19 protein-coding genes are annotated in these 25,653 nt (G+C 55.5%); 8 read left to right on the top strand and 11 right to left on the bottom strand.

The features are described from left to right. Positions 1–35 precede the first annotated feature (35 nt). Entirely contained in the window at positions 36–299 is a 264-nt protein-coding gene (locus tag O2597_RS13370) for a hypothetical protein (RefSeq protein WP_269525650.1), read from the top strand. On the opposite strand, the gene O2597_RS13375 is transcribed toward O2597_RS13370, so the two are convergent. From O2597_RS13375 to O2597_RS13395, 5 genes are all read right to left on the bottom strand, one after another. Then, positions 296–883 (bottom strand): response regulator, encoded by a 588-nt coding sequence (locus O2597_RS13375; protein ID WP_269525651.1) that lies wholly within the window; start codon positions 881–883, stop codon positions 296–298. The genes O2597_RS13370 and O2597_RS13375 overlap by 4 nt on opposite strands. A 57-nt stretch (positions 884–940) precedes the next feature. Then, positions 941–3,331 carry an O-antigen ligase family protein gene (locus O2597_RS13380; protein ID WP_269525653.1) on the bottom strand — a complete coding sequence of 797 codons (2,391 nt, stop codon included), beginning with the start codon at positions 3,329–3,331 and terminating at the stop codon, positions 941–943. 155 nt (positions 3,332–3,486) lie between these two features. Next, positions 3,487–5,661 (bottom strand): polysaccharide biosynthesis tyrosine autokinase, encoded by a 2,175-nt coding sequence (locus tag O2597_RS13385; protein ID WP_269525655.1) that lies wholly within the window; start codon positions 5,659–5,661, stop codon positions 3,487–3,489. Positions 5,662–5,697: 36 nt separating this feature from the next. Then, complete coding sequence (locus O2597_RS13390; RefSeq protein ID WP_269525657.1) at positions 5,698–6,615, bottom strand: polysaccharide biosynthesis/export family protein; 918 nt, start codon at positions 6,613–6,615, stop codon at positions 5,698–5,700. An 18-nt stretch (positions 6,616–6,633) separates the two neighbouring features. After that, entirely contained in the window at positions 6,634–7,926 is a 1,293-nt protein-coding gene (locus O2597_RS13395; protein ID WP_269525659.1) for a porin family protein, read from the bottom strand. A gap of 196 nt (positions 7,927–8,122) precedes the next feature. Between O2597_RS13395 and O2597_RS13400 the strand changes: the two genes are divergently transcribed. Both O2597_RS13400 and recD2 read left to right on the top strand, forming a co-directional pair. Beyond that, complete coding sequence (locus O2597_RS13400; RefSeq protein ID WP_269525661.1) at positions 8,123–9,520, top strand: hypothetical protein; 1,398 nt, start codon at positions 8,123–8,125, stop codon at positions 9,518–9,520. Positions 9,521–9,631: 111 nt separating this feature from the next. Next, a complete protein-coding gene (gene recD2 / locus O2597_RS13405) occupies positions 9,632–11,941 on the top strand; it encodes an SF1B family DNA helicase RecD2 (protein ID WP_269525663.1) in 2,310 nt (769 codons plus the stop codon). Here the strand turns inward: recD2 and O2597_RS13410 are convergent. The 5 genes from O2597_RS13410 to O2597_RS13430 all read right to left on the bottom strand — a co-directional run bounded on the left by O2597_RS13410 (position 11,938) and on the right by O2597_RS13430 (position 16,901). Beyond that, positions 11,938–12,543 carry a methionine biosynthesis protein MetW gene (locus tag O2597_RS13410; RefSeq protein ID WP_269525665.1) on the bottom strand — a complete coding sequence of 202 codons (606 nt, stop codon included), beginning with the start codon at positions 12,541–12,543 and terminating at the stop codon, positions 11,938–11,940. The genes recD2 and O2597_RS13410 overlap by 4 nt on opposite strands. Then, positions 12,540–13,688, bottom strand: coding sequence for a homoserine O-acetyltransferase MetX (gene metX, locus O2597_RS13415; protein ID WP_269525667.1), 1,149 nt, complete (start codon positions 13,686–13,688; stop codon positions 12,540–12,542). Before metX ends, O2597_RS13410 begins: the two co-directional genes overlap by 4 nt. Before the next feature lie 67 nt (positions 13,689–13,755). After that, a complete protein-coding gene (locus tag O2597_RS13420) occupies positions 13,756–15,366 on the bottom strand; it encodes a S8 family peptidase (RefSeq protein ID WP_269525669.1) in 1,611 nt (536 codons plus the stop codon). A 93-nt stretch (positions 15,367–15,459) separates the two neighbouring features. Beyond that, a complete protein-coding gene (locus O2597_RS13425) occupies positions 15,460–15,834 on the bottom strand; it encodes an NADH-quinone oxidoreductase subunit A (protein ID WP_269525671.1) in 375 nt (124 codons plus the stop codon). A gap of 32 nt (positions 15,835–15,866) precedes the next feature. Then, complete coding sequence (locus O2597_RS13430; RefSeq protein ID WP_269525673.1) at positions 15,867–16,901, bottom strand: hypothetical protein; 1,035 nt, start codon at positions 16,899–16,901, stop codon at positions 15,867–15,869. Between the two features lie 178 nt (positions 16,902–17,079). Here O2597_RS13430 and O2597_RS13435 point away from each other — a divergent pair, with 178 nt between their 5' ends. Genes O2597_RS13435 through O2597_RS13460 form a run of 5 tightly spaced genes read left to right on the top strand, consistent with a single transcriptional unit; the run spans position 17,080 to position 23,339 of the window. After that, the gene (locus O2597_RS13435) at positions 17,080–18,792 is read left to right on the top strand and encodes a tetratricopeptide repeat protein (RefSeq protein WP_269525675.1); all 1,713 of its coding nucleotides are present in this window, start codon (positions 17,080–17,082) and stop codon (positions 18,790–18,792) included. Positions 18,793–18,835: 43 nt separating this feature from the next. Continuing rightward, entirely contained in the window at positions 18,836–20,677 is a 1,842-nt protein-coding gene (gene dnaG / locus O2597_RS13440; RefSeq protein WP_269525676.1) for a DNA primase, read from the top strand. A 40-nt stretch (positions 20,678–20,717) separates the two neighbouring features. Further along, the gene (gene rpoD, locus O2597_RS18575) at positions 20,718–22,601 is read left to right on the top strand and encodes an RNA polymerase sigma factor RpoD (RefSeq protein ID WP_332108370.1); all 1,884 of its coding nucleotides are present in this window, start codon (positions 20,718–20,720) and stop codon (positions 22,599–22,601) included. Between the two features lie 24 nt (positions 22,602–22,625). Then, a complete protein-coding gene (locus tag O2597_RS13455) occupies positions 22,626–23,024 on the top strand; it encodes a hypothetical protein (RefSeq protein WP_269525678.1) in 399 nt (132 codons plus the stop codon). A 45-nt stretch (positions 23,025–23,069) separates the two neighbouring features. After that, positions 23,070–23,339 (top strand): Sec-independent protein translocase subunit TatA/TatB, encoded by a 270-nt coding sequence (locus O2597_RS13460; protein WP_269525680.1) that lies wholly within the window; start codon positions 23,070–23,072, stop codon positions 23,337–23,339. Between the two features lie 16 nt (positions 23,340–23,355). On the opposite strand, the gene O2597_RS13465 is transcribed toward O2597_RS13460, so the two are convergent. Next, the gene (locus O2597_RS13465; protein WP_269525682.1) at positions 23,356–24,333 is read right to left on the bottom strand and encodes a transposase; all 978 of its coding nucleotides are present in this window, start codon (positions 24,331–24,333) and stop codon (positions 23,356–23,358) included. Positions 24,334–25,653: the final 1,320 nt, after the last annotated feature.

Consider the following 25,653-nt stretch of genomic DNA (forward strand, 5'->3'; position numbering starts at 1 on the left):
CCGCGAGACTAGCTCCAAGTATTTATTGACTGCCCATGTTCCGATTCTTTTACCAATGGCGCTACCGCCGGTCTCAGAAAGCCGACTCCTTCGACGTCCCCTCCGGAGGAAATGAACGGCGTTCCAACTTCAGCAGCTACCTGTCCCAAAGCTCCGTCAGGGGCCGCCAGTTCGATCGTTTCGATCTGCCGAACCGTCGGAAGCTCTGGCTTCGCATCGCATTCTGCGCAACGGGAGCCGCAGTCGTTGGCTGGTTGATCTACGAAAGCGTCGCGGCACTCTCGATTTTCAACAATTAGTCCTGCTTTTCGGCATCCTCAGCGCGCATCTGCTCCAGCTCCACCTTGACCACCTTATCATAGCAGGTCGGACAGACACTGTGGCTGAAATTCGCACCCGTACGCGACGAAATATAAGTCTCCACCTGCTGCCAGTAGTTATTGTCGTCGCGAACCCGTTTGCAATAGGAGCAAATCGGCATCATGCTTTCGAGGGTACTAATCTGAGTGGTATAGCGAAGAATACGTTCCGCCACTTGCAGGCGCATCCAGATCTGGTCGCGGTCCAGCGGCTTCGCCATAAAATCGTCAATGCCGGCCTTCATCGCTTCCAGATAGGTCTCTTTACCTCGGGCATTTGCAGTCAGCAGGATGAAATAGGTATAATCGGTCGAGGGACGGGAACGTACCTTACGGCACAAATCCAAACCATCGACTCCCGGCATGAGCCAGTCGCTGACAATCACCCGGAACGGCGATTCGTCGAATGCGGCCCAAGCCTCTCCACCATTATCAAAAGCCGTCACGTCATGCCCGAACTGGCGCAAAGTCGTCAGCAAGAGCTTACGTGAAATCAAATCGTCTTCAGCTACCAAGATTTTCATAACACCTGAACAACAGGAATGCTTGCTACGCTAGGAGCACTTGTCCGGACCCGCAAGTCAGTAAGCCCGCGCGCCGGCGTCAAGTTGCCCCAGATAGGCCTCAAAAGCATACCAGCACTCCACATAGTCCTGCAATTGGTACAAGGCCTCCGCCCGCCAGTAGTAGACATAAACCGGCGCTCGACTCTGCTCAATCATGCGGTCGCAAACCGACAAGATCTTCCTGTAATCTTGTTTTGCCAAATATTTGCGCAGCAGTGCCGTTCCTTTCGAAAGATCCCGCGAGTTTGTCATGAAGGCACGCTCCAAACGTGCGATCGGAGCCTCCTCGTCGGTCTGCCGGCCTTCCGGCACGACTTGCTCCGTCAAGGCCTCACGCGCAAATTCGATCGATTCCTTGAAACGAGCCTGATTCTTGCGCAGCAGGAACCAGAAGCGCCATGGCTGCTCAAGTTGCCCGGCGTGCGCGCTCATGAAAGTGTCAAACGCCTCGATATCCCCATGTTTTACCCATTGGAGGGCAATCCGCTTGCGCTCCCCCGGATCAAATTGGGATAAGTCCGGTTCTTCCCCCAACTCCTGCTCGATCTCCTTCATCAAGGCGTCCCCCTTGAGCGTGGAAATAAACAGCACACGATAATGCGAATCGATTCTGGACAACGCTGCCATGCGATCCATCACCGGTGGATGCTTTTTCGCCGCCCGTAGCATCACCTGATAAGCCCCATCTTTGTTTTCAAGTTCACGAAAAAGCGTTTGCCTGAAGGCCGAAACTGCACGTCCGGGATCATAGCTCAACCAAACCATCCCTTCTTCCATGGTGACCAGCCCTAGAATAGGCTCAAAATAGCGGGACCGTTGAAAATCATCGGCCGCACGGCTACGGTTTCCACTCTCGGCCAGTGTCAATTGGGCACGTTGAAAATAGGCCCGCCAGTCCATCGGATGCAGCGAGAGAAGTCGATCCAGCGATCGCCGGGACCGTTCGTAGTCGCCGATTTGCATGCTCCGGCTCGCATCCTCCCGGAAAACAGCTTCGGCCGTACGCGAATACACCGTCCACCCAGACAGCGCTCCAACACACCAGACTACTCCAGTCAAAAGGAGAACCACGCCCACGCCCCGGAAGTACAGAGCATTATACCGCCTCTCCGAGGCATCCATTCGCGGCAGCGCCAATGCCGCAAAAAGGATAGCAAAATAGACGGTACCTGGACGATGCCCCGGAACGTCGACCAGGGCATGAAGCAAAAAGATCAGAACCGCCGTCAAAGCAGTCAGCCGATAGCTTCTTCCTTGGCCTTCTTCTCTAGGCCAACATCGCAAGAGGTAGGCGCCAACAAACACGATCAGGCAGAGTGCGGCCAGTAAGCCGCCTTCGGATGCCAGCCAAAAGAAGTCACTCTCAGGGTGCACCACCGTCTGGTAGTTTCTGGAAAGATCACGGTATTGGGGAAAAACCGCCGAGTAATTGCCCAGCCCCACCCCCAACACCGGCGCATCTTGCATCATCTTAAAGGTATCTCGATACAACAGGAGCCGAAACTCTTCCCGGATTTGATCCGGCGCCTCCCAAAGATGTGTAATGCGGCCCATCGTACGCTCATTGCTGGAGATCAGGAAGCTGAAGATAATGAGTACTAGCGGAAGTCCGATTTTGAAGGAGCGCGCCACACGGCTCCCCTTCAAGCGAAAGATAAACCAGATGAAAATCCCGGTAAAATAAAGCAGCACACCTGCCCGGGAAACACCGAGTACCAAAGCCATTAGACAGACACTGGTGGCAAACAGCCCCGCCAGATGTATCAACCGGCGATGCCGCAACCCATCGATCGCGAACCCGAAAGTCACAACGCCCCCAAGAGCAAGAAAGTTCGCCATCTGGTTGCGGTTCGGGAAGAAACTAAAGGCAGTCGCATCCTCAGCTCCCGGGTAACGCAAGCCCAAGAGATTACAATAAATGGAGACCCCTCCAAATACGACCAGCAAGATGCAAAGAAGAAACATCAGCCACCGCCGGCCCGTCGTATTAATCGGCCAGTTGGCCGCCGCGTAGAGCCAGGCAAATCCCGCCAGGGCCAGCAACCAGGCTTCCAGACTGACTCTCGGCTGTACGGAGTGAAAAGCACCTAGATCCAAGTGGTAGGAACTCTCTGCAGTACTACGCCATTCGGCCTGCCCCGTCAACAAACTCGGGAGGAAGGCCCCCAACAAAAGCAGCAACAGTACAAACACAGCCCCGTCTCCCCATCGCCCAAGACTACGTCCCACCGGCCCGAAAACCAATGCAAGCCCGGGCAGAATCAAAGCCAACCCGAGTGCATAGGCATTATGCCCCCCCCCCAGTAGGACCAGCGCAAAGATGGAAACCAAACCGAAGACATACCATTTGAAGATCGGCTTGCGCGCCGTCTCGATCCGGATGGTGGCACGAGAGGGCGCCGGCATCGAAAACGAACTCCCCGTCCGTGTCGACGCCCCATGCCCGACACTGCGTCTGCTCGTTTTATGGCGATGGGACGAATGGCGGTGGCGGCGAGGATGATTGCCTGAATCCGAAGGCATATGTCTCTATCTCAGAAAGACATGCGGGGAACGCGAGATTAAATCCCGGTTCCAGTCGTTTCGCTTCGGTTGCGTTTGGTATCGGTGTAGTATTCCGAATAGCGATAGTAATAATAGCCCGGCTGGCTGGTATCCACACAATTCAGAATCAAACCGGAAACATTGATCTTGTGCTCATGCAGTCGTCCAAGCGCAGGACGAATCTGACGGATCTGGGTATACGCACTGCGAATAGCAAACAGGACCGCATCGACCTTGTTGGCAAAACAGGTGGTATCATCGGTAGCCAGAATAGGAGCCGTATCGAAAATGACGAAGTCGTAACTCGAACGCGCCTGCTCAATCAGGCCGTCAATCTGACGGCTCATCAACAATTCGGCCGGCTGCTCGGGATAGTCACCGATGGAAATAAAGTCCAGATAGGAGTACTCCGTCGACTGGATCGCCTCTTGCATGGGCAACCCCTCCTCCAGGATGTCAGCCAGCCCCTTTTCCTTCCGAAGATCAAAGAGCTTGTGCAAACGCCCACGGCGCAAATCGGCATCCACGAGAAGCACCCGGGACTTCGAAAACGAGAGCGCAATCGCCAAGTTTGCGGAAACCGTGGATTTGCCCTCAGAGGGCACGGCACTGGTGACGGCCAAAACACTCGGCTTCGTTCCGTTGTGTTCAAGAAAGTACACCGAGGTGCGTAGATTGCGACAGGCCTCCGCAAAAACATAGCGGTCATCCCCCTTTTTCAACAAACCGGTCGATGTCTGGTCTTTCTTTAATTCGGCTTGGTAAGGGATCGCGCCGAACAAAGGTTCCTCGAAATGGGCCGAAACCTCACTCGCAGAGAGAATACGGTTGTCCAGTGACCCTAAGAGGAAAAGTAAGCCCCCGCCTAATATAATTCCGTAGAGTGTTCCTTCTGCAAAACGACGTACCATTCCCTGCCCGGCCGGGCGGGGATGACGGGCAGGCTCGAGGATGGTCACCGTTTCCTGTTGCAGGTTCTCATTGGCATCAATCGCACGAAGGGCATCCTGGCTCTGGGCGTAGGCGGCCTTGGAACGCGCCAAACGCGATTGCAGGCGCTCGAACTCGGCGATTAAGCGGCTGTTTTCCAAGGCGCTCTGCTCCCAGATCGAAATCTCCTCATTCAGGTTCTGGATCAGGCTTTTCACCACTTCACGCCGTTCGGCAATCCGGACCAAGGCCTGACGGCGCAGGATACGCAACTGATTCTGGGTGCGCTCAATCTGGTCCTTCAACTCGATGATCTTGGGGTGCTTCGGCTTCAGGTAGATGGAAAATTCCTCCAATTCAGCCTGCAACTGTTCCAGTTGCTCCTTGCTCATTAAATACTTCTGATTGTCTTCTTCGCTCCCAACCGCGTCCACCAGAGCATTCCGACTGTTGTTGTCCTGTACCGCAGCCGTGTTGTTGTTCAGCAGGAGATGCTCGACATCTTCCCCGGAACCGAGGGATGCCAACGCCCGGCTTTCGGTCTTCAACTCGGCCAAACGACGCTTCAAATCCGCCAGATAGGTCCCGGCATTCGAGCCCTGCTCCTGGATAAACACGATATTGTTTTTCTTTTGGAATTCGACGATCGCGTCCTCATTTGTGTCGATCTCAGTTTCCAGGTCCTTCAACTGCGCCACCAAAGCCTCGTAGGTACGCTCCGAGGTTTGTGTGCGCATTTCACTGCGCCGGTTGATGTATTCCTCCATCACCGAATCCAGATAGGCTTGCGTGAATTCAGGATGCGGACCGTAGGCCGTCAGCTCGAAGATATTCGTGTCATCCTTGACATCGGCATCGATCGAAATCGTCTTCAAGCCCTCCTTCTTGTAGGCATCCGTCCTCAAATAGGCCTCATAGAGCTCCGGATTCATCAGCCGCACACGCTCGACCGACCGCGCCTTGACCTGATCGCTGGTCATCAGCTCGATCTGTGTACCGAAGAAATTATCCCGCTCCTCGGAATAGACCTCATTGCTGGGCAAGGCAATCCGCCCGCTCATGATCATTTGGGAGTCGGACTGGTAGTAAGGTTCTTCCAGGTAGCCTTCGATCGCCTTGTAGGCGACCCCTAAAGCCAGGGCGGTCGGCAGGATCCACCAATGGCAGCGCAGGACTGTCTTGGTCCGATAGAGAAACTTATGCAGCAATTCGGAGTAATCGACCGATTTTGCTTTGCTGTCATCCTGAAATAGATCGTCCATTCGAAGGTAGTAGAAGGTAATAAGGTGGCTGCTCCCTTAGCCGCCGAAACTGATCATCTTTTCTTCCACAATGACCATGTCGCCCGGCTTGAGCGGACGGTCCGCACTGCGGTCGCCGCCTTCGAGGATCTTCCCCACATCGATTTCAAGCTCTGTTTTTGCTCCTGCATCATCCTTGGTGATCAAACGTACTCGGTTGCGTTTCGCAAAGCGGGTAAAGCCGCCGGCCTTGAGGATGGCCTGACTGATCGTCACCGCATCGTCACGTATTGTAAGCAGGCCGGGTGCCTGAACCGCACCAAGTATGTAAACCTGACGGTCCGCCTGGTTCGAGCGCCCAATGATTACGACATCCCCCGCTTTCAACATCGGGTCCTTCGAGAAATCGCCCCCATCCATCATCGCACCGACGTCGACTTCGATGCGAGGCTCCTGCTGGCCCTCGCTCACCACACTCACTTTCGAGCGATCCGCCACAATGGTGAAACCGCCGCTCTGAAGAATGGCCTGACTAAGAGTCAACGGCGAATCCACCGGGATCAATTGCTCGCCCTGCTTGTTCACCTCGCCGATCACCGTGACACGGCCACGGTTCCGGTCCTCCTCCCGTTGTATGATCAGCACCGTGGCCCGGTGAAAGAAATCCTTTTCCAGCGCCGTCTTGATTTCATAAGCCAGCGCCTTGCTCGTTTTCCCCTCGGCCTTGAACGAACCGACCAGTGGCAAGAGCAAATCGCCGTTGCCGTTCACCGCCAACAACAAGGGCTCCTCACGCTCTTCCATCACCTGATAGATCAGCCGGTCCCCGATCTGCAGCTTCCACTCGTCGTCAAGCAGAGCCATACGGGTAGGCGCCTCGGTGCTCGCAACCCCCGCCTGCGCCGACAGATGCGGCAACATGCCTGCAAGCAATAGCCCCAGACAGCTGGTTTTCCAAAGAAGTTTCAATATCATCTGTTTCAGCCGTTTTCTTTAAAAGTCATACTTAAAGAAAACACGAAACTGGTTTTGTTCATAGCTTTGGAATTCTGCGGAAGAACTCTTGTCGATGTAGCGGTAACCGACTTCAGCCGTCAAACGAGGCCCGAGTACCAATTCGGTAGAAATCCCGGCAATCCAGCGATCGTAGTCGTCGTTCAGCAAACCGCCCGAACTTTCATTCTCATCGTAACCGACGGAACCATTGAGGGTGATACGCGAGTTGATGCTGTAAACGCAACTGTAACGGATGCCGTCAAGTGTGTTGAAATTGGCCGTATTGCTGACATTGACCGCACGGTACAATTCCAGCTGATGGTTGAAGACCTCATTCAGGACATGACTCAGGCGGACATTCCAAGTGAAATCCTCCTTACTGTCACTGTCACCGTAAAAGGCGGGGTCGTCCGTGAACGCACCACTGTCAAAACTGCGGTCGTTGTAGGCCACACCGGTATAGAGTCCGATGAACTCGGTAATCTTCCAATCCAGATAAGGGCCGATCGAAAACACGTCACCGTCATTGTTCACGTCCTGGTCAAAGTCGAAAACGGTGTAGGACGTCCCGATTCCCGCGAGCAGATTGGCGGCAAGCGCACGCTCCACATTCAAGGCCGCCTTATATTCATAGCGATTCACGTACTCGAACTTACTGTCCGGACTGTAAACATCCTCCCGACTCAGCTGGCCGCTGAACACAGTCTCGCCAATGAACCATTCGCTCTGTACCCCGAGCACATTACGCCAGCGCTCGAAGGTTTCCGGATCGTTTCGGGTCACCCCGTTCTTGTCGATATAGACGGCATCCGACGAATCAAACGCATACTGGATGCGGTCATACACACGGAAGACCACGTCGCCGACCAGCACGCGAAACGACAACTCCGTATTAGGCGAGATCGCCAACTGGTTCGACGCGTTGTTTAACTCATTGTGGTCGAGATAGTACCAGTACTCGGCGCCCACATTGACATCAAATTCATTGTTTTCGGAAATCTGCCATTTCAAACCAAAGTTGATCCCCGGCTGGAGAATCCAGTCCTCGATCGGCTTGTCCTCCGAGGTGTTGATGTTGTCGTTATACTCGATCCCGAAGGTGCCGACCACATCGACATTCACCGGTCCAATCCGGAAGTTGTAGTCCTCGCGCTCCACCCGTTTATCCAGGATGAAGGGGGCATAATTCGGAACAGGATCAACTTGTCCGAAGGCGGAAGAGGTAAGAAAACACCCGAAAAACAGCAAGCGGGCGTAATGCTTAGAGGTTACAGCATTAGTCTTCGTCATAATAGTTAGCTAAGGTGAACGTTAGGGTACAAATTTTTTGAACTCCAACGTATTCTTATATGTTAATGAAAATATCGAATCCCAGTAAAGCATAATATAGGCAGTGAACCTGCTCAAAATACGTGATTGCATTTAGAAGCAGCATGGTTACATTACTTACAAGACGCTACTATATAACCTTAATTTACTAAGAACCATGAGCGCACAGAAGCACTACCTAAAAACATTTACGTCCTGCCTCATGCTTGCGACGGCAGTGACTGCACCCCGAGCACTGGAAGGAGCTGCAACAGATGCCTCGATCGATCTATACCGGGTGCCGGAACCCACCGTCCGCGAACTGGAGCAAATCCCCAAGAATTTGGCCCGCTGGCACATGGGCGCAACCTTGGTGCTGATCAAGGACGAACAATTCCAGCGCATCCAAGTGCCCGATGTCGGCTACTTTGAGGAATCCGTTTTCCTCAGTGATAACTCCGCGCTGACTTATGCCATTACCCGCGGCCAACATGACTACATCATCGACATGGGCCAGTTCATGACGATCTCCCGCTTCTTCCTAAACAACCAGAGCGCGGGGGGCTCCTTCCAGTTGATGTCTTGCGATACGCTGGAACCTTTGGAGAGCGGCAAGTGGGTCAAGGTCACCGATCCGGTCAGCTTTGCCAAAGGCGTCTTGCCCTCAATCACCTTCCCTGAAGTCGAAACCCGCTACCTTCTGGTGCGCTTCGCGATCGAGGATGCCGGCCTGATTGGCAACTTTGGCGCCACTGGCCCACTCAAGATCACGCAGGCCGAATTCAATGTCGGCAAGGGTGAGGAAACTGACACCGTCAACAAGGCACAGTCGCCCATCATCGATTACGACTTCGCGTCTTCCTATACCGGTACACGGATTGCCTACGTCAGCGGTGGCCCGATCGACCAGATTTACAACTTGATCGATGAAGACCCGACCACCAACTACCAGTTCCCCAGCACTGAGGAATGCGTCCTGATACTGGACCTGCGCAAAGAGACACAATTCCGTACCTTTTCAGCGCAATATACCACCAGCATCTCCGGCTTGGTTCAGGTCTACATGACAGACAGCTTGCCCAGCTACTTCGAAAAAGTGATGCAACCTGAAGTCGCGACAACCCGCGATGCGGACGGCTTCATCCAACGTGCGGAGCTGGCCGATGCAAACAGTTCAGACTGGGGCTACCTGCTGACCGCAGCCAACAAATACGAAGTGGTGCGTGTCCCTCAGGATTTCTTCAAGGAAATCGAGGACTCCTATACCGCACGGGTTTCCTCTGGTGAAGACCGTAGCGTGCAGATCTTCGACGACTTGGAACGCCGTTATGTCATCTTCCGCTTCGTCCCCGAAGCCATGGAAAGCGAGCCGGAAATCCAAACCGCACTCTACCGTCCGGGAAGCAAGGCCTTTGAACTGCAAAAAGCCCAAGCCGCACCGATCTCCTTCAGTGGAGTCCAGGTGATTGGCGATGTGGAATTCGAAGACCTCTTTTTCACGATGGATGACGACCAAGGCAAGCCCGGCAACCCTCCGGCTAATCCGCCGGAAAACCCGCCGGTCATCTCCGAGTAATCCGAAATTCTCTCCTTCAAGCCCTTGCCTCTCCGGCAAGGGCTTTTTCATGCGAACCTGAATTGACCTGCTCTCCGGCCCGGCTTAAGCCTCATTGCGCAAAGAATTCGCATGCCGGCCCCAAATCAGCAATCTCAGACCATCACAGGCGTCCTGGAACGGATCATCTTCTACAATGAAGAGAATGCCTACTGCGTGGCGGAACTCTCGGTTACGGAAGGACGCCAGCCGGTCACCGTACTGGGAAACCTTCCCGGCGTACAGTGCGGCGAGACCCTGCAACTGAACGGCGAGTGGACACGTCACGCCCAACATGGGGATCAATTCAAGGTTGCGGCCTTCAAGTCCCAGTTGCCCGCATCGGTGCATGGCATCCGCAAGTACTTGGGTAGTGGCCTTATTCACGGGATCGGCAAATCCTATGCACGAAAGATCGTGGACCACTTTGGAGCCGATACGCTCCGGGTGATTAGCGAGGAATCAGGTCGACTACACGAGGTTCCGGGCATCGGAAAACAACGCGCCAAATCGATTAAGGCCGCATGGGATGAACAGAGCGCCGTTCGCGATGTCATGATGTTCCTACAAACCTATGGCGTGACGCCTTCTCAGTGTCTGCGTCTGGTTAAGAAGTACGGCAATGGCGCCAAGCGCATCATTCAGGATCAACCCTATCGCCTGGCCGAGGACATTGAACGCATTGGTTTCAAAACGGCTGACAAGCTGGCACTCAACCTGGGCTTCCCCACCAACTCCAAGGAGCGAGTGGACGCGGGGATCCTTCATAGCATGCAATTGCTTGAAGACGAGGGACACACCCTCGGCCTCGAACAATCCCTGGTTGAGCAGGCGACCCAGCTCCTGGGCGTCGAACCTCATCTGGTTCAAGAACGCATCCGTGCGCTCTGCAAAAGCGAAAAACTGTATCAAGTTCAAGCTTACGACGGAAATCAGGACTTACTCGGCCCGGCATGCCAGGAACCCAAGCTCGCGGGTGCCGAAACCCGGATCGCCGAATCACTACACCGGATCGGGGAGACCGCCGGCACCCTGCCACAGGTCAAGGTCGAAGCAGCGGTGCGCTGGGCCCAGGAACGAGCGGGATTCGATTTTGCCGACCAACAAAAAGTAGCGATCGAGACCGTGCTCCGCAACAAGGTCTCCATCATCACGGGCGGTCCCGGCACCGGGAAAACCACCATTCTTCGGGCCGTCGTCGACATTCTAAGGGCCAAGCGGGCACGCATCCTTCTGGCCTCCCCCACCGGCCGGGCGGCCCAGCGACTGGCGGAGGCAGCCGGCGCACCGGCCAGTACCATTCATCGCTTATTAAAGTTTGATGGCGTAAGCCGTAGCTTTCTCTATAATGACGAAAACCCCTTGCCCTGCGATCTTTTGATCGTCGACGAAGCGAGTATGCTCGACACCCGTCTCGCGGCAAATCTCTTTCAAGCCGTACCGGCCGGAGCCCACTTGCTGCTGGTCGGCGATGCCGATCAACTGCCTTCGGTAGGCCCCGGAAACGTACTGGGCGATCTGATGGCCGCGCCCCCGGCAAAAGTCACCTGCCTCGACACCATATTCCGGCAGGGCGAGACCAGCGGTATCATCACCACCGCGCACGCGATCCTCAAAGGGGAATCGCACCCCGGCAAAACCTATACCAGCCTGCGCGATTTGGAAAGCGCGGCCGACTTCAGCTTTATCGAGGCGGAATCTCCCGAACAATGCGCTCAGGCCATCACATATCTGGCCCGTGAATACATTCCCAAAGCACACAAGATCGACCCGATCCGGGACTTACAGGTGCTGGCACCGATGCACCGGGGTACGGGCGGAATCGGCGCACTCAACCTCTCCCTTCAGGAAGCGCTCAACAGCAAGCAGAAAGCGGAATCCAGGCTGCGCTCGGATCCCGACTACGCCCCCGCCCGCCAGACTCATTTCCGCGAAGCCACGCGTAAACCGCTTCCGGCGGAATTGAACTACGGAACAACGCAATTCCGCATCGGGGACAAGGTCATCCAAACGCGCAACAACTACGATAAAAGCATCTTCAACGGCGACACCGGAATCGTCCATAGTATCGCCCCCGACAGTTCCGGCCTGACAGTGGACTTCGACGGCGAACAGGTCGAGTTCACCAAAGGGGAACTCTCTGAGCTACAACTTGCATACGCCATCTCCATCCACAAAAGCCAGGGCAGTGAATATCCGGTGGTCGTCATCCCCCTGCTCAAACAACACTTCGTCCTGCTGCAACGCAATCTGGTCTATACGGGTATCACGCGGGCACGCAACAAGGTGTATTTGGTCGGCTCGGTCGACGCCTACTCCATGGCGGTTCGAAACAACAAGACCCAGGTGAGGCGCACACACCTACAGGCACGCTTGCGTAAAAAGTGCGAACAGTCGGACTAACGCGAGAGATCGTAAATACCGTAACCGGAGAATAAATTGGGCAGGAACTTCTGCTCGCCCTTCCAATTCCCTGAAAGCAGGACCCGGTTACGAATGTGAATGCCTCGGTCCCGGCAAAAGCTCTCAAACTCATCGATGGAAAACGGATTCGCCGGCAAGCTCGAGTACCACGGCTTCGGGTAGACATCGTTCAGCGTGCGCTGCCCTTTCAGTAAATAGTTCAAGCGATTCACCCAGTAGCCGTGATTGACAAAGCCGACCGTAACCCGGCCTCCAACCCGCAAGCCCTCCGCCAGGATCGCATCGGGAGAGTCGAGCTGCTCGACGGTGCGACTGAAAATCACACGATCAAACGCACCATCCGGAAACTTCGCCAAAATCGAACGAATGTCTCCCTGGTAGGCCGGCACCCCGCGCTTCACACAACTGAGTACCTTATCAAACTCGATATCAACACCAAGTCCGTAAATGGACTTCTTCTGCTTCAAGTATTCGAGTAGCACCCCTCGGCCACAGCCAAGATCAAGCACACGATCTCCTTCATTCACCCATTCGGCGATGACCTGGAAGTCGACTTGGCGTTTTTTGGCGTTCGGATTCATGATGCGGATCTAGCCAGGAAACCACGGATCAACTCATCGAGTTTCGGTGAACACAAGAGAAAGGAATCATGGCCGGCATCCATCTCCAGTTCGACGTAAGTCGCATCCTTGCCCAGCCGAAGCAGCGCTTCGGCAATTTCGCGATTGCCCTGCGGCGGATAGAGCCAGTCGGAGGTAAATCCCACCACTAAGCCCGGAGCTGTCACCGCGTGTAGGGTTTCGTCCAGCTTGCCTTCGGGGCCATATAGATCAAAACGATCAAGTGCCTTGGTCAGGTACAGGTAAGTATTGGCATCAAAACGCGACACGAAGGCCTGCCCCTGGTATCGCAGGTAACTTTCCACTTCAAACTCAACATCGAAGTGCTCCTTGGCGTCCGCTTTACGACGCTTTCGTCCGAATTTCGCCTCCATCCCGGTGTCAGAGAGATACGTAATATGAGCCATCATACGAGCCACCGAAAGCCCTTCCGCCGGCTGCCCCCCATCGGGATAATTGCCCTGCATCCAGCTCGGATCGCTGATAATCGCTTGGCGTCCGGTATCATTGAAGGCAATCGCCTGGGCATTGTGCCGCGCACAGCAAGCCAGCGCAATATAACTGCCAACTCGTTCAGGATAGGCAATCGCCCATTGAAGCGTTTGCATGCCGCCCATACTGCCCCCAATCACCGAGTGCAACTTATCGACTCCCAGGTGATCGAGCAGCATGGCCTGGGCATTGACCATATCCCCCACAGTCAACTTTGGAAAATCCAAATTGTAGCGAGTCCCTGTAGCAGGATTGATCGACTCTGGCCCGGTCGAACCACTACAGCCCCCCAATACATTCGAACAAATTACAAAGTAGCGACTGGTATCAATCGGCTTGCCGGGCCCTACCATGAAATTCCACCAGCCTTGTTTACGCTCTTCCAGGTTGTGCACCCCGGCAACGTGGTGATTACCTGTCAAGGCATGGCAGATGAGCACAGCGTTGTCCTTGGCCGCGTTCAAGTGGCCATAGGTTTCATAGCGGAGCGTGAGTTCCGGAATCGTGCCTCCGGACTCGAAGCGAAACGGCTCCTTTGAGACAAAATCCAGAAACTCGACGATCCCCACCTCTCCCACTTCGGGAATCAGCGGTGACTGTTCAGAGTCATTCATTCGGTTTTCGTGACTAAGACTTCAGTGGTATAGACCACGCGGCTAACGAATCCAGTCCAATCTCGGATTAGTTCGATACCGGCCGGTACGCCACTGCTTTCATATTGTTCGCCGGCCGGACGTCGTCGACCACGGATTCTGTCAGGACTTGGGCCGCGACCTGAAGAAGACTGGCATCCTTGATCGAAGGTACTTTGGCATAGATTTTACGGCTTACGGACTGCCCCGGACCGATCGACTCCAAACTGAAATCGAGCGGCTCCGCCTCACCCACCGCCACTTCCAATTTCGCCCCCGTCAGCCAGCGGGTGCCTCGGTTTTCGACAATAATTTCAACCGGCATGGTCGTCCCCGGCTCCGCGTCCGGGCGCATGTAGATCTCGGCGAGGGCCACGTCGACCACCCCGGGAGTCGCATACTCGCGCAAACGGTCCCAGTCCATCACGCCGCCCCCGTACACAGGATCTACCCCCGCCGCACCGGCTTCGTCCCGGTAGAGCTTCATCCGCTCAACTGCCTGCTCGGGCGTCAGATTGGGGTCGCTCGAGAGCAAGGCTGCCAAGGTGCCGCTGATAAAGGGTGCCGCAGCCGACGTCCCGGTAAACAAGGCGGTGCCTTCCTCGTCCTGCGCCGCAAGTATCCCGAAGCCGGGTGCGGCAAAATCGATCGATTTGGACTGGTTCGGAAAAAGTGCCTGACGCCCGTTCGCGTCCACTGCAGTAACGGCAATAACTTCCGGATAGGCTGCCGGATACGGCAATCGCGTATAACCGTCGTTCCCCGCTGCGGCGACAATCAAGACACCTTTGGAATGGGCGTAGCGCACCGCTTCCCTCAGAACCTCGGAGTTCTGGTAGAGCCCCAGACTCATATTGACCACCTTCACGCCCAGATCGACCGCTTGCACCAATCCCTCGGCCACATGAAAACTGCTGCCAATACCGTTGTCGTCCAACACACGCACAACAAACAGCTCGGCGGCCGGAGCGATCCCTTCACGCCCCGAGATAATCGATGCCACCGAAGTCCCATGCGCTGCACCAGGCCCATCGACACCGCCTCCGACCAAATCGATATGGACGATATACACATCATCGAACTGCGGGTGCTCGGCGATTCCGGAATCTAAAATCGCCACGATGACCCCGTGCCCGTCCCCGACCGCTTGGCCGACAATCTCACGTGCACTGCGACCATATGCCTGCAAGCTGGACAGCGCCTCCGGTGAAATTTCCCGCGGAGGCTGAGGTCGCTCAACTTTGTAGGAAAACCCCGGGAGTGCTCCGTACTCCGACGGATCCACGGCATGCAAGTCGGCCTCATTGATACGCAGGACTAAAAGCTCGTCGATGCTCCCCAGAGGAGTGATCCCGGCACGGGACAGAGCGGCCAGGTAAGCGTCCAGCGAATCACGGTCCGCAAACCGCAGCAACATCTCACCGCGGATCGCCTGCGCCGGATATTCGATGCCGATCCCAGATCCGCCCGACAATCCGTCCGGCTGCACTCCGACCTGCGCCCATTGATCCTCCCCAGAACGCTCGCGCAGCTGATCTTCAGAACCGGTGTCGTCGTTCGAGAGCTTCTTCCGCAACTCATATTTACCCAAGTAAACACCCAAAACCGCTCCGAGGAAAACGAGAGCGAGGAAGAGGAAGACAAGGCGCACGGCTCGCATAGCGAATCACGTTAAGCCACCTTCTAATTTTGACAACTGAGTTTTGATGATCCAGCTGCCGGAGACCAAGCCACTACCTGGCCCAGGCGCAGACTATTTCTCCCACTCGATCGCGCCCTTCTTCAACTCATATGCCAGGCCCAGCACGAGAACGAAGAGGAAGAAAAAGATCGGCATGAGAATCGGCAGGTTCTCTGCCAAAAATTCACGGTAAACCAGCGCCCACGGAATCAGGAAAACGACTTCGATATCAAAAAGGATGAAAAGCATCGCGGTCACGTAGAACTTAACCGCAAAACGGGCGTGCCCGGAGCCCTCTGCCAGCATGCCACACTCGTATGGAGTGTCCTTGATCGCGGTCTTCTTTCCACGCTGGCCAAAGATATGGGATGCCACCAACACCACTGCACCGATGCCGAATGCGATGACGACTTGTACCAAAATCGGATAATAGTCCGCGATTTCCATGGAACCACTAAGAATTCGCTTTCCCCTCCGGATCAAGGCGTTTCTTCATCCAAAGGCAAATTTACCGGGGTTTCGACGGGAATTGTAGCAACGGACACCTCTTGTAAATGGATCTGATCCACCTCAAATACCCCCAAACCAAGGCTCGCGGCAAAGCTCAGCTGACGAGGCAGCGGGCTGATTTCGGGAAAACCATTCAGCCTGCGCTGCTCATTCATTCGCTCATAGAGAAGCCGGTCCAGTGCAATCGGGTCGCCGCTAAGCCATAATTTCGGTTCGGATCGCGTGTAGAGTGAGTTGAAATAAGGCCCGGCAATAAACTGGTAACGCTCCAGGCTGACCATGTGCAGGATCATGCGCTCACTCAACTCGGGAATCGCGGCAATTTCGGCCACCGCAGCCGATGCCGTTGCCTGATTGACCAGAAAACGCTGACTATTGCTGACGTTCCAAAGGGTCGCACTGGCCAGGACGCCGTCGATCCCAAGCGCCGGATCATCCACCCCGACCGCCAGGTTGATCCAGAAATCAACCTCAAAGAGGAGCGGCTCCGGCAGGAAACTTTTACGTTCCCGGCTATCCGCCATCAATTCCCGCACCCGCTCCGATCGCTGGAATAATCCGGGCTCCTGCTGCTGCACCGGCGGTAGCGGACTGTCGTAGAACCAATCCTCGTCGTAATACCGACCACTGTCCAAGGGAAGCACAGGACAACCTTCAAAACCCTGTCCAGACTGGCTCAAAGGGGGTAGTATGCCCGACTGCCGCAGGCTATGCGACGAATAGTCAACAATGAGAATCGAGTCTCGGGAAAATCCACGCACCTCAAAGGCTTCGATGACAGCCCGAATCAACTGGGGAGGTGTCGCCATCCCGCGCCCGGCCCGGGTATTCACCTTGAGTCCCACCTTGCCACGCTCTCCCGGAGCCAGCGCTTTCCCGACCTTCCTTTCGTAGGCCGCCAGCAAGGCATCGACCTCAGAATAGTAGAGCTCGCCATGCGACAGCGGAGCCTCCCAGACCAGACCATTCGGCCCGCGGGGCAACAGGTCTGCGCGGAGCGGCACAGTCAGAAAAGCGAAACAGATGCAGCACACGCCCCGGCACAAACCGCCGACGACTCGCAGTGCTCGCCGCCTCCGGCCATGCCTATCCACTTGACAGCCCATAGTCGTGTAGGAAAGTGACTGTGCACCCGAGGTAAATCGATCTGTTATCCTCACAGTCCGCACAAAATTCCAGCTCATGCCGAACGCAACCATCAAACGCGCATTGTTCATACTCCTCGCTGCCACTCTCCTCCTATTAGGGGCATGCAGCAATCCCGAAGCGGAAAAAGCCAAATTGCTGGCGAAGGCAAGTGATCTGAGTGCCGCAGGACAGTACCCCGAAGCCCTGGCCATTTTGGATGAGCTCTCCAAGCAATACCAGAACGACTGGCAGATCATGCAACAGATCGGCCAAATTCATGCCGCAAACGGCGATGCCACCATGGCCGCCTTCGCCTTGGAACAAGCCTACCGGATGAACCCGGAAGACGTTGAACTGCTCTTTCAAACCTACAAGGCCCAGGAAGCCGCCGGGCAACCTGTTCGCGACTCGCTCGAAGCCCTCGCCGCCAGCCAGCAGGACGTTATGTCCCCCGAACTCTGGCGCAAACTGGGAGCCGCCCGGGCCAGCGCCAAGCAAACACAGCCCGCCCTCGACGCTTATTTGAAGGGAGTCGATCCTGAAAATGCCTCGACCGACCCGGAAACCGCTTCGGCCATCGGTCAACTCTTCCTTCGCTTGGGAAATCTGCCTCAAGCCGAAAACTGGTTCCAACAGGCGACCGACACGGACGACCCCAGTGCGCTGACTGCGCTATTTGGCTTGCTGGAGATCCATCTGCGCCAGAAGCAGTGGGCTGCGGCAGAGGCGGACATTGCTCGACTCGACAAGCAATTCCCCGGCGCGGTCGACGCCAGCCAGTGGTCCGATGCCCGCGCGGAACTGAAACGCTGGCGCCAGGCGCAGGAAACGATGAAGACCGAGCTGGCCAAGACGGAAGCCGCGAAAAAGGCCGCAGCTGACGCGAAAGCGAAAGCGAAAGCCGAAGCCGAAGTAGCTGCAGCCAAGGCGAAAGCCGAAAAAACAGCCGCCTCCAGCGAGGCAGTTGCGACCGGTACCAGCAACACGGCAACCGAAGGTGGCAAAGCCCAGATCATAGCGGATCTCGAACATGCGGAAGCCATGGCAAACGCACCGGCAGTCGAGACCGTTGCCACCTCGGATCTGGAAGACGAAGGCAAAACAATTACCTACGATCCGAGCATCGCCATCGAGCCGGCGGACCCGGAACTTGGCATTGAGGTGAATTTTGACCAGCAGACCAATGGCGCGACCGTCGAGTATTCGGTGAATTCCATCAACGATGCCCTCGACCCGGCCACACCGGCCCGACCAAGTGTCGAACTCCTCCCGGACTCGGGCCCCATACAGGCCGGCAGCAGCCCGGATTCCCTCGAAGACATTCTTACCGATGCGGAAACTGCGACCTTCGAACGCGAATACAGCCAAGCCATTTCCTTGTACTGGCAAGCCTTGGGTAAAGCCAACACCCGCGCAGACATCTGGAATAAATTATCCCAGGCCTATGTATTGACAGGGCAAAACAAGAATGCGGAGACCACCGCTCTCGAGGCCATTCGCCTGTCGCCCAACGATGTCGCCTATACCTTGGATTACCTCCGTGTCGCTCAGCGAACGAAGGATCCTAAAACCTTCCTCAGCGAATTGGAGACTGCCTACGATCGTTTCCCTCAGAGCCCCGAAATCACACTTTCCTTGGCTCGGGCTTACGAGCGGATCAATCAGGACAGCGCCAATGCACGGATATTCTACAGCCGCTTTATCGAATTGGCTCCAAGCCACCCGCTGCGCACGGAAGCCGACTCCGCACTCGCCCGCTTGCGCTAGCGATTCGCCCCGAAAGCTGCCATCGCATTCTCAATAAGCCTCGATGCCACGGATCGCGCAAAGCTCCATTGAAGCGCTCAAGCACCAGATCAACCTGCTCGACGTTGTCTCCCCCTACGTCCAGCTAAAGCGTGCCGGCCGCTCCTGGAAAGGGCTCAGCCCGTTCACCCAGGAAAAAACCCCTTCGTTCTACGTCCACCCGGACCGCGGATTCTACAAATGCTTCAGTACCGGCGAGGGTGGCGACTGCTTCACCTTCATCATGAAGGTCGAAAACCTCGAATTTATCGAGTCTGTCGAATTCCTCGCTAAGAAATTCAATATCCAGCTCCAGTACGAAGAGGGAGGCCCCAGCCGAGAAGAACTCTCCGTGCGGAAGCAACTCTTCGATCTCCACGAACTGGCCACCACCTGGTTTCACGAGCAATTCCTGCAGAGTGAGGAGGCGATGCCCGTGCGCGAGTACTGGGAGCAAGGCCGTGGCTTCTCGATGGATACCGCAAAGGAAATAAAGATTGGCTACGCGCCCGCCGGCGTCAGCACCTTTGCCCTCTACTGCAAATCGAAGCAGATCAGCCTGGCTGCCATGCATGCCTCCGGCCTCTTCTTTGCCCGTGATCGGGAAAGTGACTACGCCCGGTTCAAGTCTCGCTTCCGGGGCCGGCTCATGATCCCGATCCGAGACGTCCAGGGCCGGGTGGTCGCATTCACCGCACGCCAATTGCCCCAGACCCCGGAAGACGATCCCGCCCGGGAAGCAAAATATGTGAATTCCCCGGAAACCCCGATTTTCCACAAAGGACGCATCCTCTTCGGGATGGACCATGCCCGGACTCATCTGAAAGAGGACGATAGCTTTCTCATGGTGGAAGGCCAATTGGATGCGATCCGCTGCTGGTCTGTCGGTCTCCATACTGCGATCGCCCCCCAGGGTACCGCCATCACCGAAGAACAACTCCACCTCCTGCGACGCTACGAACCCAGCCATATCGATTGTCTCCTCGACGGCGACCGAGCCGGACGTAAGGCGGCTCTGCGCATCCTCCCCCTCACCTTTAAGGCTGGCTTGGAGTTCCGCTACCTGCGCCTGCCCGATAAAGCCGACCCGGACGATCTGCTCCGAGAGCAAGGAGCCGAAGCACTCGAACCGCTGAGGGCTCAGGCCTGTGGTCCCATCGAACTGGCCATGGAAGAAGTCCTCCCCCCCGGCCAGAAGGCAACGACCCAGGAGAAAACAAGAGCCTTGCGCCGCATCTTTGAACTGCTCCAGAGCGTCCCCTCCGAAGTCGCGCGAGAGGACTATTTGGCACACGCCGCCCGAATTGCCCAAGTGGACCTGACCGCCACGCAACGGGACTACCACCAATACCAGCAAAGCAGCCAACCCCGACGAGCCCAGACAACCGCCGATCCCCTTCCGACCCAGCAATTAAAGGCCAAAGACCCGCTATTGACACAAGCGCAATGGGAACTACTTTGGCTCCTTTTACATTTTCCCGAATTCGGGCAATCCGTATCCGAAATTATTGATTACGAATGGATTAACACCAATTCACAGGTCGGGCAGCTACTCTCCCGCATCCTCGCCGAGTTCCGTGAAGGACTGCTGGAAGACACCTCCCAACTAGAAAACATCATCGAAACCATCGAAGAAAGGCAACTTCTCGCCGAACTTCATACCAAAGAATTAATTGTTGAAGAACCTAAAACAGAAATTCGCAAATGCCTCGAATTACTGTACCGTAATTTTTTGATCAACCGGCAAAAAGACCTGAAACATCGCGTCACTAATGCTGACGCAAACGATGATCAGAAGCTCGTATGGATGCGGGAAGTCAGCACCATACGCCGGGAACTTGCCAAACCCCAGCCTATTGAATTCTAAGCCAGCTTTAAAGCCTCAGTCGTCCACCCGTCCATAAATTATGTCCGCCGCCAAAAAGAAAACCGCCGTTACGAAAACTTCCACGAAGACCGCTACCACGAAAAAGAATGCCGCAAGCAAGAAAAAGGCACCTGCCAGCAACGAAGCGCTGGAAGTGACTGCCGCGGAAGAAGCTGTCATTGCAGGCAGTGAGGAAGACGGTGATGAGGCGACTCCCAAGAAACGGCGCCGCAAGTTGTCAGCAAAGGCCCAGGAAAAACTGAATGAGCGCATCCGCAGCCTCATCCGCCTGTCCAAGGAACAAGGTTTCCTCACCTACAAGGATATCAACAAGGGACTGCCGGACAGCGTCAATAACCCGGAGGAAATCGAAAACGTCATCTCCATTCTCCAGAATCTGGAAGTCGATATTCTCGACGAGAATGAGGTGGAGGCCTTCAAGGCACGTCAGGAAGAAACCGAGGAGAAAGAGGTTCGCACCTCGCAAAACGACATTCTGGACGATCCCGTCCGCATGTACCTCAAGCAGATGGGTCAAGTGCCCTTGCTGACCCGGGAAGAAGAAGTCGCCATCTCCAAGCGCATCGAGAAGGCCGAGCAGCGTGCCCAGGATGCCCTGTTCTCCACCGCCCTGACGCTCGAGTTCCAGAACAACATCGTCCAGAAGTTGCTCAACCGCGAGGAACGCTTCGACCGTGTCGTACTCGACAAGAAGATCGAGAGCCGGGAAGCCTACTTCAACAGCCTGCCCAAACTCCTCGACGAAGCCCACAAACTGGGCGAGCGCATTTACGCCGCTTGGGACAGCCACCTCGAAACCGACAACGACTCGACCCGCAAGCGCGCGATCACACGCATGCGCAAGTACGAGGACGAGCTTCGGGCGGTCCTGAGAAAATACTGCCTCAAACTGAAAATCTTTGAGGATTTCCTCAATAACCTGAATCCGATCTACCGCGAGATCTGTGATATCTACGACGACCTCGAAGCGGCTGAAAAGGTTTCCACGCGTCGCCGCAAGAAGGTGGATGTGGAGGCCATCAACGTACGCCTCGAAGAGCTCAAGCTTGAGTTCAAGATGGAGTCCAAAGACTTCATGGAGATCATCAAGGAAGTCCGCACAGGCATGCGCGAGGCCCACAAAGCCAAGACAGAGATGGTCGAAGCCAACCTCCGTCTGGTCATTTCCATCGCGAAGAAATACACCAACCGCGGCCTCTCCTTCCTCGACCTGATCCAGGAAGGCAACATGGGCCTGATGAAGGCCGTCGAAAAATTCGAATATCGCCGCGGCTACAAGTTCTCCACCTACGCGACCTGGTGGATCCGACAAGCGATTACCCGTTCGATCGCCGACCAGGCACGTACCATTCGTATCCCGGTTCACATGATCGAGACCCTGAACAAGGTCATGCAGGTGCAGAAGCAACTCCTGCAAGAGCTCGGCCATGAACCCACCGCCGAAGAAGTCGCCGACGAAATGAACCTGCCGATCGAGCGCGTGCAATCCATCATGAAGATGGCACAACAGCCGATCTCCCTCCAGAGCCCCGTCGGTGATTCGGACGACACCAATTTCGGAGACTTCATTGAGGACAAGGGGGCGGAGAATCCTTACGACATGACCGCCTACAGCCTGCTGCGTGAAAAGATCACCGATGTCCTCGACTCGTTGACGGAACGCGAGCGGCGGGTGCTTTCACTGCGCTTCGGCTTGGCTGACGGGTATTCGCGCACACTTGAAGAGGTCGGCCGCCAGTTCAAGGTCACCCGTGAACGTATCCGTCAAATCGAAGCCAAGGCACTCCGCAAGATGCGCCACCCCACCCGTATCCGTCAGCTTCATGGCTTCTTCGAAGGTGACATCAATCTCGACAAGCCGGGCATGGATAGCATCAAGCGCGAAAATGCCAACCGCTCCTAAGCCCGACGGACAACCAAGCAATTAATGAAGTCAGCCATTCGTATTTTTCTCCTCAGCCTCGTCGCCGTTGTTTTCAGCGCATGTTCCCAGAGTGGCGTCCGGATTTCGGAAACGGCACAACAGGATGTCTCTGCAGACAAAGTCACGATCCTACGCGCTGGAGATCCATATATTGTTCATGTGGACCGCCGAACACGCATAGTTACACTGCGCAACAGCGTGAGCCTGACTCCCGGCTTCTATATCTCGACAAACCGCACCGGCGAAGAAACTGCAGTGCTCAAGCTGCTTCCTGACGATGCGGAGCACCTCCGCACTGCAGACATCCTCGAAGGTGACCCGCAAATCAACAACCGTATCCGCCCTGCTTCCAGCACCCGGAGCGAGGAACTGGCTAAAATTTACCGAGACGTCAGCGAATAATTATAAATTGGCGCGACGGACTTACCCTCAGTCATCATACCAAAAATGAATACACTCGCCTTCTTGCAAAATCTGAGTGGCTACGAGATCCTTCTGATCTTCCTGGTCGTTCTTCTCTTCTTTGGCGCCAAGCGCCTCCCTGAGCTCTTTCGCTCCATGGGCAAGTCCGTGAAGGAATTCAAGAAAGCCACCCAAGAGATCGAGGACGAGGTACGCAATGCCATGGATTCCGAAGATGAGCCGAAGAAACCCTCACAACCGGCTCAACCCAAGGTCGAAGCTTCCGAAAACACGAAAGACAAAGAAAAATCCTGAGGTCGACGCTTAGCGTCTAACTGAACACCTGCCTGCGTAGCGGATTGATCACGGCAAGGTCGCCCCAGTCCGCGCCCTGCAGGGCGAGCGCCTTGGGCGGGTATTTCCTGCGTTTTTGGGCCTGCCAGGCCCCGGCAAAGCCCTGCACGAAGTCCTGCGAGCCGAGGATCGCCCCGTCGGTAAAGTAGCGCACCCGGCAGCGCAGTACCGCCGTCTTCGGCAGCTTGCCCTGCTCCTGTTCCAGTACCTGAACTGCCTGCTCCCGGGGAATGCACACCCCCTTGGCCGGCACACTGCCCTTGCCGAAGAGCAGCATCCGGTGCTGGCTCAGCGCATCCGCCGCCTCCCGCACATAGCCCGACCAGACAAACTGCAGGCCCCGCTGCGCAGCCACCTGACCGGCCACCGCCTCGGCATACCCGCAGAAGCGGTAGTCCTTCGGATCCGAGACCAGGCCGGCACGCACCGGATTCAAATCGATATACGCCGCCATCGTCTGCAGCGGATTGCCTTTTCCCTCCACCAGCACGCTCTTGAAACGCTCCGACCACAAGGTCCCGTAGCGGCCGTGCCGGCGGTTGAACCACACAGAGAACCGCTGTTTCACCGTCTTCATGTACTCCGAAACGTCCCCCATCCGCGCCAGCAGCTTCGAACGGATCGCCTCAGCCTCCTCGCCCCCCGCCGCCAGCTGCCGCGCCATCTCCACCGCCGAGGCCGCCTGGTACTTCGTCGGACGCGGGTACAGCACACGGTACCGCCGCATCAGCTCCGCATCCCCCACCGACTGCCGGTTCGGCACTCGCAGCAGCACATGGAAGTGATTGCCCATGATGCAGTAAGTCAGCACCTGTACCCCGCAGAAATCAGCCACCTGGTGCAGCATCTTACGAAGCACCTCCTTCTCCACCTCACCAAACAAACTCTCACCGTTCACCGTACGCGTCATACAGTGGTACACCGCCTCACTTCCACTCACCTTCAATCGACGCATCCGCATCACTCAAACATGCACAAAATAACGCCCCATGTCCAGCCCTCTTATAGTCTGTCCCTTTAAAGTAGGATGACGCGTATTGTGCCTACGTAAAGTAGAGCGATGAAAGTTATTGGATTTGAGGGCGAAAGTTAACCAATTAGATCGCTGAACTTGATTTCAGGCAGCCGAAGACCCAAAAAGCAGAACTTGCCCTTCGTTCTGGCTCTAGCGCTGAGGGCTATTGGATCAAGCCGCGATCGCCCTGGCTGCTGCTTATCCCCTATTCCCATGCCCCGATGGGAACATTTTCCTTTTGGATAGCGATACAGTAGCGCTGGCATCGAGGCTTAGCCTCCTCTGACGCGACACTTGGACAAGAGAATTACTAACGTTTTATGCGGTTAGGATTGGTGCGAATACACCAGGGTACTGCTTCCAGATGGCATTTTCACTACCTGACAGTCGCTATCAACACACCGTGTCATCGTAGAATTAGCGAAGGGCCACATCTACACAATTTAATGGGAGTAATCGCGGAAACAGTACCGCCCGCAAAATCTAACGTTTTTTCCATGTATATTGGTACGTTTGCACCATCACAGTGATCGCCACACAACTACAGCTGACAGTTGAGCCGCTATCAACTCAAGGTGAATACAAGTATTCGGTCTTCGAAACTGTGCAACGAGCGGGTACTGGCTGAGAAATCCCTCATAAGCCACAACCTCTGGATCAAGCTGATCCAACAAAGGATTTTACAAAGAGAAAGCCTAAAGCGACCAAGACTAGATTCGCGATTACTCCCGTAAGATAGGACAGCTTCCACCCAAAGCTCATTCTCCGAAATTTTGCAATAAAGAGGCTCACGAATAGAGTTTGTATCGTAAGATTCGCTAGCGCCGTATTTCCCCCAAAAGCAGCCGTTTCAAATCGAAACAAAATAAAAGAACATGCAGTGGATACAGCGTAGGCTAGATTCACAATGCAGATGGCTCGAATGTCTCGCATTATAATTTAAGAGAAAACACTAGCGATACCACACTGCCGCCGGATCAAATGGGAACCAGAAAACCTATAGATAAAGACTCGAACCTCTAGCAGGCCCAAAATAGGGGAAGAGGATGCGGGAACCCCAGATGCATCCAAACGGCACAATCGTCCTCTGTCCAGATCTACGTAAAAATGCTCGAGTCGGACCACATTCAGAATGAGCCGGCCCCGTAAAGTTGGACAGGTTGCTTCACCGAGTTAAAGTAAAGCAACCAATGAAAAAGAGACGAAAGTTCACATCCGAGTTCAAAAGCAAGGTAGCGCTGGAGGCGCTGCGGGAACAGC

Origin of the sequence: Coraliomargarita parva (genome assembly GCF_027257905.1) — a bacterium.
Lineage (GTDB): Bacteria > Verrucomicrobiota > Verrucomicrobiia > Opitutales > Coraliomargaritaceae > Coraliomargarita_A > Coraliomargarita_A parva.